Source organism: Azoarcus sp. TTM-91 (assembly GCF_012911025.1).
GTDB lineage: Bacteria > Pseudomonadota > Gammaproteobacteria > Burkholderiales > Rhodocyclaceae > Azoarcus.
Genome location: NZ_WUEI01000178.1, coordinates 1 through 6,105, shown reverse-complemented (window position 1 = coordinate 6,105; position 6,105 = coordinate 1). Strand labels below are relative to the sequence as shown.

At 69.6% G+C, this 6,105-nt stretch carries 6 protein-coding genes; 4 read left to right on the top strand and 2 right to left on the bottom strand.

Annotated elements, in window-relative coordinates:
- Nucleotides 1-81: 81 nt before the first annotated feature.
- Nucleotides 82-2,280, bottom strand: coding sequence for a TonB-dependent receptor (locus tag GRF61_RS22945; RefSeq protein WP_169152941.1), 2,199 nt, complete (start codon nucleotides 2,278-2,280; stop codon nucleotides 82-84).
- Nucleotides 2,281-2,568: 288 nt separating this feature from the next.
- Entirely contained in the window at nucleotides 2,569-2,946 is a 378-nt protein-coding gene (locus GRF61_RS22940) for a DUF2946 domain-containing protein (RefSeq protein ID WP_169152940.1), read from the bottom strand.
- Nucleotides 2,947-3,398: 452 nt separating this feature from the next.
- Between GRF61_RS22940 and GRF61_RS22935 the strand changes: the two genes are divergently transcribed.
- From GRF61_RS22935 to GRF61_RS22920, 4 genes are all read left to right on the top strand, one after another.
- A complete protein-coding gene (locus GRF61_RS22935) occupies nucleotides 3,399-3,974 on the top strand; it encodes a hypothetical protein (RefSeq protein ID WP_169152939.1) in 576 nt (191 codons plus the stop codon).
- A 142-nt stretch (nucleotides 3,975-4,116) separates the two neighbouring features.
- Entirely contained in the window at nucleotides 4,117-4,785 is a 669-nt protein-coding gene (locus tag GRF61_RS22930; protein WP_169152938.1) for a hypothetical protein, read from the top strand.
- Nucleotides 4,786-5,283 (top strand): hypothetical protein, encoded by a 498-nt coding sequence (locus GRF61_RS22925; RefSeq protein WP_169152937.1) that lies wholly within the window; start codon nucleotides 4,786-4,788, stop codon nucleotides 5,281-5,283.
- Nucleotides 5,284-5,501: 218 nt separating this feature from the next.
- Nucleotides 5,502-6,041, top strand: a complete 540-nt coding sequence (locus GRF61_RS22920; protein WP_169152936.1) for a hypothetical protein — start codon at nucleotides 5,502-5,504, stop codon at nucleotides 6,039-6,041.
- Nucleotides 6,042-6,105: the final 64 nt, after the last annotated feature.

The following is a 6,105-nucleotide window of genomic DNA, read 5'->3' as shown; positions in this document are numbered from 1 at the left end:
CGCCAGGGGCCACCCGGCGTGGGGGGGCCCCGCGGTATCCGCGGTGGGGTCAGCGGCTTCATCGGCCTGCCCGGGCGTGGTTCAGAAGCGGTGGTTCAACGTGAGTTCGACCCGCCGGCTCGGCCCGTAGAACCACTGGGTTGCGGTGTAGTAGGCGGTGGTGAAGTACTGCTTGTCGAAGACGTTGTAGCCGTTCAGGGCCAGGCTGGTGCGGGGGGCGAAGTCCCAGCGCAGCGACAGGTCGGTGGTGGTGTAGGCGGGCAGCTTCAGGGTGTTGGCGTTGTCGGCGTAGCGCTTGTCCACGTAGCGCAGGCCGGCGGTGGCCGTCCATTGCGGCTGGAAGTTCCAGCTCAGCCACAGGTTGGCGAGGCGCTCGGGGACGTTGGTGGGGGTGTTGCCGTCGCGCGAGACGGCGACGCCGCCGACCGACTCGGTGAAGTCGTCGTAGCGGGCGCGCAGCAGCGCGGCGTTGGCCTCCAGCCGCCAGCCGGGGGCGAAGGCGGCGCTGATGCCGGCTTCGATGCCGCGGCTGGATTGCTGGCCCACCTGCACCCGCAGCGAGGGGTCGGCGGCGTCGCGGGTGAGGAGGTCGGTCTTGACGATCTCGTAGGCGGCCAGCGTCCATTCACCCTTGCCCTGCCAGAAGCGCTGCTTGAGGCCGATCTCGGTCTGGCGGCCGCGGGAGAGGTCGAAGGCGCTGTTGGCGGTGGTCAGCATCAGCAGCGCGCCCACCGGGTCGGCGGCCTCGGCGTACTGCGCGTAGAGCGAGAGATCCGGCGTGAGCTGATAGACGGTGCCCAGGCGCCAGCCGGTGTCGTCGTAGGTCTGCTCGAAGGCGCGGGTGCCGGTGACCAGGTCCTTGCGGGTGATCTCGGCGTGGTCGTTGCGCAGGCCGGCCACCACTGTCCATTGGGCGGTGAGTGCCAGGCGGTTTTCGACGAAGACGGCATGCTGCGCGGCGGTGTTGCGGTAGCGCGGGATGGTGGGAATGCTGCTCTGGAAGGCACCCGGCACCGGGTCGTAGGGATCCACCGGGCCGGAGCTGCCGACATAGGTGTTGTTGCTGTGGCGGAAACGCGCCCGGTTGACGTCGAAGCCCGCGGAGAAGGTGTTCTTCAGGCCGAACAGGGTGCCCTCGAAGGCGGCGTTGGCGGTGAAGCCGGTCTGCGTCTGGTCGTGGCGGATGTCGGTGTTGCCGGAGCGGTCTATCAGCCCGCTGCCGCTGTCATGGACGTAGGTTTCGGCGTTGCGCCATTTGCGCTCGCTGTCGATGTGGTAGAGCCGGGCTTGCACCGTGGTGGCGGCGTTGGGCGTCCAGCGGGCGTCGAGGGCGGTCCAGCTGTCCTGGTAGCGGATCTCGCCGTCGGCGACGTTGTAGTTGTTCTCGCGCACCGCGCTGAGCTGGCGACCGTCGATCAGCGGGGTGCCGAAGTAGCGCATCGGCTTTTGTTCGCCACGGGCGTGGCTGAGGCGCAGGCTGAGGTCGGCGGAGGGGTCGAACTGCAGGGCGCCGGAGAAGGTGGCGTCGCGGTTGTCGCCGCGGTCCACCCAGCCGTCGCTGCGGTTGCCGCTGAGGTCCAGCCGGTAGGACCAGCGCTCGTCGAGCGCGCCGCCGCTGCCGAAGGCGAGGCGGGCTGTGCCCTGGGTGCCGACGGTGGCCTGCACCTCGTTTTCGACCGGGCCGCGCGTCGGCTTCTTCGGGATCACGTTGATCACGCCGCCGATGGCGCCATCGCCGTAGATTACCGAGGCCGGCCCGCGCAGCACCTCGATGCGCTCCACCGACCAGGTGTCGAAGGGGAAGGTGACGCCGATGCCGCCGTACTGGCGCAGGCCGTCGTACAGCCGCATCACCGAGGTGCCGTCGGTGAAGCCGCGGGTGGAGAGGGCGCCGCCGCCGTTGCCCGGATGGCCCATGACGCTGAGGCCGGCGGCGCGGGTGATGGCGTCGTTGAGGCTGTGGTCGCCGCGCTGTTCGAGCTGCTCGCGGCTGATCACATCCACGCTGGCCGGGGTTTCCATCGGCGTGAGGCCGAGGTTGGAGCCGGTGGTGGCCGGTGTGCCCAGGCCGAGGCCGGCGCTGCCGTCGCCGGCGATGACGACGACTTCGGACAGCGTCCGCTCGCTGTCCTGCGCCAGCGCGGCGGCAGGGGCGAGCAGGAGCAGCAGGGCTGCGTTCAGGGAGGCGAGGGGGAGGCTGGTGGCGGCCGCTTGCCGGGCCGGCTTCGGGCCGTGGGTGATCGCGCCGCGGGCGCGGGTGTGGCGGAGGGTGTCGGACATGATCCTTGCTGCTCTGTGTGTCCGGGGCAGGGCGGCGCGCCGGCGCTTCTCGCAGGCCTGCTCGCGTGCGGGGGCTGCCCTTGCTCAGCAGTGGAGGCTGCGGTCCTGCGGTGCGACGGCGGCCGGCCACGCAGGCGCGCCGAAGGCGGCGCGCAGGGCGCAGGGCCGGACTGCCGGTCGCACCGTGGCGTGAGGCCGTTGCGCTGCCGTGTCCCGGAGGATGAAGGTGGCCGCGGACCCGTCCGCGCCGGCATCAGGCGCGGCGGCGGACGGCGGGCGTGGAGAGGATCAGGCCGCCAGCGGCGGGGCTCTGGGCTGCGCGGCCGCCCAGACGAAGAGGGGATAGGGCGCGCGATAGAACAGCGGCGGCGGATCGCCACCGAGCACCGGCAGGCTGGCGACCGTCGGCGTTCCATTGGCCGGCGGCGTGGCCGGCTGGAAGCACAGCAGGCAGTGGCCGGTGGGCGAGGCGGCGGGATTGCCGTCCGCCTTGCCGCTGTCCGCTTCCATCTCCATGGACACCAGCCCGTCCATGGTGCAGATCTGCATCCAGATCGGGCTGCTCGCGCGCTGCAGGAAGGCGGGCGCGGCGCTGGGCGCGAACGTGACGAAGAGGAAGGCGACCAGCGCCATCCAGCTGCTTCGTACCCGTATGCGGCGGCTCATGCCCATCTGTCGCGTGTCGTCGTTCCGTTGCACCGGCGCGCCCGGCGGCCGGCAAAGAGCGGTGGATGCTACACCAGCAATGCCGGCGCGTGGAGGCCTGCTGCCGAGGCGAAAGTGGTACTCCCCCGCGCCGGGAATTCCGTTCCATTCCATATGCTTACGATGCGCCGCGGCCAGTGCTGGCGCGGCACGGCTGCTGCCGCGGAAGGGGCGTCCATTCCGCTGCCGCTTTCTCCCTTTCCCTCGCCGACGCGGCTGGTTGCGGGCACGGCACCGCATCGCCCTTCAACAAGCCTCGGGCCGGCAAGGGGCGGCTCCGCGAATACGGCCGCGAGCCGGCGGGCGTTCATGTGTGGCAAGTCCGGCAGCGAGGGCTGCCTCCGCTGCTGTACTGCGTGCCCTGATCGCCTATGCTCCCAGGGTGGCCGCAGGGGCGGCCCGGGGAGAGGACGATGCCGATCAGATTCGTGATCGACGCCCGCGCGGCAAGCGCCGACGAGCTGGCGGAATTCCAGCTGCACCAGGAGCAGCGCCTGCTGGACGCGCTGGCGGCGAGGCCGCAGGAGGGGCAGGCCGGCGGCGTCGTCAGCCTCGAATACCGCCTGCCGCGCAGCGAAACCACACAGGTCGCCGTACCGCCGGCCACCGCCTACCAGGAGACCATGGCCATGCTCCGTTACTACGGCGGTGTGCGCTACATCCTGCTGCCGGTCTACCTGTCCATCGTCGGCGCGCTGGCCGGGCAGTACTACAAGAGCGGCAACCCGGTGCCGGAGCCGCTGCTGCTCGGCGCCGGCATCTTCCTGTCGCTGCTCTTCCTGGTATTCGAGATCGGCCTGTCGAAGAACCTCAAGCAACTGTGGGCCGCGGTGAGCGACATGCTGGGCAACCCCAAGTCTGCCGATGGCCGCTTCATCGGCCCACTGGCCCATCGCGCCAGCGCCGGATGGCTGAGCTTCCTGCGCTGGGCCCTGGCGGCGCCTTATGTGATCGGGTTGGCGCTGGGGGCTTATGCCTTGTTGCGGTGAGGGCAGGGGCTGGCGCTAGCCGACCGCGGGCGGAAATGCATATGGGAAATCGGCATTGGATTTATCATCCGATCCGCATTTTTTTCGCCGGACTGTTCCGGCTGGCCTTTTCCACTCCTCGTCTTGCCATCGATTGCCGCAGATGTCGAAACTCTTGTTCGTGTTGCCCGCAGGTGTGATCGGCGGGATCGCTTTCCGCATGCGGCCTTTTCGCGCCGCTCGCTCCCCGCTGCCGAGCGACAGCCCGCTCCGCAAACGTATCTGCCACCCCTGCCTGGCCGCGGCCATTTCGCCGACGGGGGGAGGCGCACCGTGGCGATCGGTCTGGTTCCCGCCCTGTGGCCGCTTGCGGGAGATAGCCGGTATGCGTGTCTGGAAGCATCCATTGGCGGTACATCTGGCGAAACTCGCTACGGTCGGTCTGGGGGCGGTGCTGGTTCTGGTGGCCTTGTCGGTCGTGCTGTTCTGGTTGGTGGCGCAGCCTTTGCCGACGCTGTGCGCAAACACCGTCGTCGCCGAGTCGCCTTCTCCGGATGGGCGATGGAAGGCGCTTGTCTTCGAGCGGGATTGCGGTGCGACCACCCGCGCGTCTCTCCAGGTGTCGGTGCTGCCCGCCGGTGGGGCGTTGGGCGATGAAGGCGGCAATGTCTTCGCCGGCGAGCTTGCCGAGTCCGGTGGTGGCGGGGCGCCGCTGGGCATGCGCTGGCTGGGGCCGGATCTGCTGCAGTTGAGCCATTCCCCTCACCTGAAGGTCATCCGCGCCGAGGCTGCCGTTGGCAGCGTACGGATTGCCCGCGCTGTGGAGTCCTGAATGGCGACTGGCGGGAGTGGGGAGAACATCGTGCTGTGGTCCGCGGGCCGGCCACCATTGGCGGTGGGGCTTGTCCTGCTGCTGTCCGCCGGCGCGCTCGTCGTCTGGCTGCTGGGGGATGTGAGTGGGCGGCTCTTGCCCGGCCTGTTCGGCTTGCTGCTGCTGGGCGGCGGGCTGGCACTCGCCGGGCTGCGGCGGATCGTGTTTCGCGCTGGTGGCCGACGTCTGGAGATCGTCCGCCTGTTCGGTGCGTCGCGGCGCTTCGATTTTGATGATCTGCAGGACATCCGCAGCGTAGTCGAGCTGAACCGGGAAAATCCGGTCGTCCGCCTTGAACTCCGGCTGCCTGGTGGCGAGGGGCTGAACCTTGCCGATGCTCCACCGTTCTGGCCACTGGGCGCGCCGGCCGGGGGGACGCTGGCGGTGAGGGAGCCGCCTCAACTCGCCGAACTGCGCCGGCGCATAGCGGCAATGACCGGCGTGCGCGATCTGGGCTAGGTCGCCGCCTTTGCGGGTCCGGGAGTCCGGCTGCGAGGTGCAGGGCTGTTTTCCTCCATTGTGTGTGTGGCGAAGTGGCCGTTCGATGCAGGGCGATGCCCGTTTCCGTGGAGCGCCATTGCATCGGTCCGCAAGGGTCGAGGCTGCTTGGTCGCGGGGCTTTGCCGGCGTGGTGCAGCGTCTATGCTGGTCATATCCGTCTTGTTCCAGGTGCGCTTATGGTCCGCGAGCCATCTTCTCCTTCCCTGACCCGGGTGGATCGTTTCCTCCTGTGGGCGCGCAGCAACCGCTTTGTCTCCAGCCTGATCATCCTGGGCATCGTCCTGGGCGGCGTCGCTACCTTCAGCGACTCCGCGCGCAGGCTGGCGGGGCTGGGCGAGGAGATCGCCTCGGCGCTGTCCGGGCCGGGAGCGGAGGAGCGGGCGACGAGGGAGAAGGTGAAGCATGCGGCGGTGTTGATCGATGGCTATTTCACGCGGGCCATCGAGGAGCAGACGCTGGACTTCCGGTGGCCGGTGGACGAGGAGTACGAGGCGATGCAGTCGGAGCTGCGTCAGCTGCAGGTGGTGTTCATCGCGCAGAAGCAGCTGGAGCGGGCGCGCATCGTGGAGGAGGGGATGACGCTGCTGAAGCAGATAGCGCCCTACGGTTTCATGCGGCCGGAGCGCTGGCAGCAGCCGGTGCTGGAGCGGCAGCAGGCGGAGTGGCGGGGGATTTTCGCGGCGCTGGGGTATGAGGCGTCGGCGGGCGTGCACTGAGCGGAGGGTTCTCCCTCCCCTGGCGGGGAGGGCAGGGAGAGGGGCGCCCGCCAGGGCGTCGAGG

Excerpts from the sequence above, each read along its gene's own strand:
- GRF61_RS22920 (WP_169152936.1), top strand. The coding sequence starts at position 5,502 with ATGGTCCGCGAGCCATCTTCTCCTTCCCTGACCCGGGTGGATCGTTTC.
- GRF61_RS22935 (WP_169152939.1), top strand. The coding sequence starts at position 3,399 with ATGCCGATCAGATTCGTGATCGACGCCCGCGCGGCAAGCGCCGACGAG.
- GRF61_RS22925 (WP_169152937.1), top strand. The coding sequence starts at position 4,786 with ATGGCGACTGGCGGGAGTGGGGAGAACATCGTGCTGTGGTCCGCGGGC.
- GRF61_RS22945 (WP_169152941.1), bottom strand. The coding sequence starts at position 2,280 with ATGTCCGACACCCTCCGCCACACCCGCGCCCGCGGCGCGATCACCCAC.
- GRF61_RS22930 (WP_169152938.1), top strand. The coding sequence starts at position 4,117 with ATGTCGAAACTCTTGTTCGTGTTGCCCGCAGGTGTGATCGGCGGGATC.
- GRF61_RS22940 (WP_169152940.1), bottom strand. The coding sequence starts at position 2,946 with ATGAGCCGCCGCATACGGGTACGAAGCAGCTGGATGGCGCTGGTCGCC.